The 2,835-nt window shown below is 70.4% G+C and carries 2 protein-coding genes; both read left to right on the forward strand.

Annotation, left to right across the window (positions count from 1 at the left end; all coding sequences use genetic code 11):
- Positions 1–8 precede the first annotated feature (8 nt).
- Complete coding sequence (locus tag ABDW35_RS35110; protein WP_343718476.1) at positions 9–2,276, forward strand: UvrD-helicase domain-containing protein; 2,268 nt, start codon at positions 9–11, stop codon at positions 2,274–2,276.
- Positions 2,277–2,290: 14 nt separating this feature from the next.
- A partial coding sequence (locus ABDW35_RS35115; RefSeq protein WP_343718475.1) for a hypothetical protein occupies positions 2,291–2,835 on the forward strand: 545 nt, incomplete at its 3' end.

Raw genomic sequence — 2,835 nt, forward strand, 5'->3', positions numbered from 1 at the left:
GGAGACGCATGGTCGAACTTTCCCGGAACATGCCGGCCGGCTTCGAGCCGCCGTATCTGCAGAACCTGAACCCGGCGCAGCGCCAGGCGGTCGAGACGCTGGACGGCCCGGTGCTGGTGCTGGCCGGGGCCGGCACCGGCAAGACCCGGGTGCTGACCACGCGCCTGGCCCATCTGCTGTCGACCCGCCGGGCCTGGCCCAGCCAGGTTCTGACCGTCACCTTCACCAACCGCGCCGCCCGCGAGATGCGCGAGCGCGTGTCCCACCTGCTGGGCACCCCGACCGAGGGCTGGTGGATGGGCACCTTCCACGCCCTGGCCGCCCGCATCCTGCGCCGGCATGCCGACCTGGTCGGGCTGCGCTCCAACTTCTCGATCCTCGATACCGACGACCAGATCCGGCTGATCAAGCAGCTGCTGGAGGCCGACAACATCGATTCGAAGCGCTGGCCGGCGCGGGTGCTGCTGGGCGTGATCGAGCGCTGGAAGGACCGCGGCCTGACCCCGGCCAAGCTGAAGCCGGCTGATGCCGGCGAGGTGGCGCAGGGCCGCATGCTGGCGCTGTACACCGCGTATCAGGAGCGGCTGCGCACGCTGAACGCCTGCGATTTCGGCGACCTGCTGCTGCACAACCTGACCATCTTCCAGGAACACGCCGATGTCCTGGCCGACTACCAGGACCGGTTCCGCTACATCCTGGTCGACGAGTACCAGGACACCAACGTCTCGCAGTATCTCTGGCTGCGCCTGCTGGCCCAGAAGCACCGCAACCTGTGCTGCGTCGGCGACGACGACCAGTCGATCTATTCCTGGCGCGGCGCCGAGATCGGCAACATCCTGCGCTTCGAGCAGGACTTCCCCGGCGCCGCGGTGATCCGGCTGGAGCAGAACTACCGCTCCACCAGCCACATCCTGGGCGCGGCCGGCCACCTGATCGCGCACAACCAGGGCCGGCTGGGCAAGACCCTGTTCACCGAGGAACAGGGCGGCGACACCGTCATCGTCCGCAGCGTCTGGGATGGCGAGGAGGAGGCGCGCTGGGTCGGCGACGAGATCGAGCGGCTGCAGCGGCAGAAGGTGACGCTGGACGAGATCGCGGTGCTGGTGCGCGCCGGCTTCCAGATGCGCGAGTTCGAAGAGCGCTTCCTGACCCTCGGCCTGCCCTATCGCGTGATCGGCGGCCCGCGCTTCTACGAGCGGCAGGAGATCCGCGACGCCATCGCCTATCTGCGGGTGGTGGCCCAGCCGGACGACGACCTGGCCTTCGAGCGCATCGTCAACGTGCCGAAGCGCGGCCTGGGCGACGCCACCGTCCAGCTGCTGCACACGGTCGCCCGTGCCCAGGGCGTGGCCCTGACCGAGGCGACGCTGCGCCTGATCGAGACCGATGAGCTGAAGCCGAAGCCGCGCGGCGCGCTGCGCGCCCTGATGGGCGATTTCGAGCGCTGGCGCCGCCTGGCGGAGCAGACCTCGCAGGTCGAGCTGGCCCAGACCGTGCTGGACGAGAGCGGCTACACCGCCATGTGGCAGGCCGACAAGTCGCCCGAGGCCCCGGGCCGGCTGGACAACCTGAAGGAGCTGATCAACGCCATGGAGGATTTCGAGACCCTCCAGGCGTTCCTCGAGCATGTCAGCCTGGTGATGGAGAACGAGACGGGCAAGACCGGCGAGCAGGTGACGCTGATGACCCTGCACGCCGCCAAGGGGCTGGAATTCGCCCATGTCTTCCTGCCGGGCTGGGAGGAAGGGGTGTTCCCGAACCAGCGCGCCCTGGACGATGGCGGCATCGCGGCGCTGGAGGAGGAGCGACGGCTGGCCTATGTCGGCCTGACCCGGGCCAAGCGCCGGGCCTATGTCTCCGCCGCCGCCAACCGCCGCATCCGCGGCCAGTGGCAGACAGCATTGCCCTCCCGCTTCGTCGGCGAGCTGCCGGACGCCCATGTCGAGGTCACCTCCGAGACCGGCTTCGGCGATACCGGCTATGGCGGCGGTCGCTACGCGGCCGAGGCGGCGCCGACCCGGCTGTGGACGGCGCCGGCCCAGAGCGGCTTCATGCGCCGCGCCCCGACGGTGATCGAGGGCAGCGGCTACGAGGTGCGGGAGCGGCCGCGTCCGGCCCGTGCCTTCGGCGTCGGCGACCGGGTGTTCCACCAGAAGTTCGGCTATGGCGAGGTCCGCAGCGTCGACAGCGACAAGCTGACCATCGCCTTCGACCATTCCGGCGAGAAGCGGGTGATGGACAGCTTCGTCGTTCCCGCCACCGAGGCAGGACAATAGGCAGCAGCATGACGATGATGGTTCGAGGCGCCGCGCTGGCGCTGCTCGTGGCGCTGGCCGGGTCCGGCGCGGCTGCCGCAGAGGCGGGCAGCACCGTGGTCCTGCCGGGCGGCAATGGCGAGGTCCTGGCCTTGACCCTGCCCGCCGGCTGGTCCCGCAGCTTCGCCGGCACCGAGGGCAGCACCACGGTGGTGGAGTGGCGCAAGACCGACCCGGCCCAGGCCGCGGATGGCAGCATCACCGTGACCCGGATCGGCGGGCTGGGCGGCAGCGACCCGGCCGATTTCATCCGCGAGAGCGCGGAGGCGCTGAAGCAGGATTGCGACGACGTGGTCGAGGGCCAGGTCCGGACCGACCCTGCCGGCACCGTCCGCACCGCGCTGGGCTGCACCAGGCGCAAGGCCGACGGCCAGGGCGAGATGCAGCTGCTGCACATCGCGGTCGGCCGCGAGGCGATCTATGTCGCCCGCCGGATCTGGCCGCTGGCGGCCTATGACAAGGCGCATCTGCCGCTGTCGACCGAGGCCATCGCCGCCGGCGGTGCCGACATCGACGATCT

Source organism: Inquilinus sp. (assembly GCF_039594555.1).
Taxonomy (GTDB): Bacteria; Pseudomonadota; Alphaproteobacteria; order DSM-16000; family Inquilinaceae; genus Inquilinus.

Coding starts and splice junctions, on each gene's coding strand:
- ABDW35_RS35110 (WP_343718476.1), top strand. CDS start 9: ATGGTCGAACTTTCCCGGAACATGCCGGCCGGCTTCGAGCCGCCGTAT.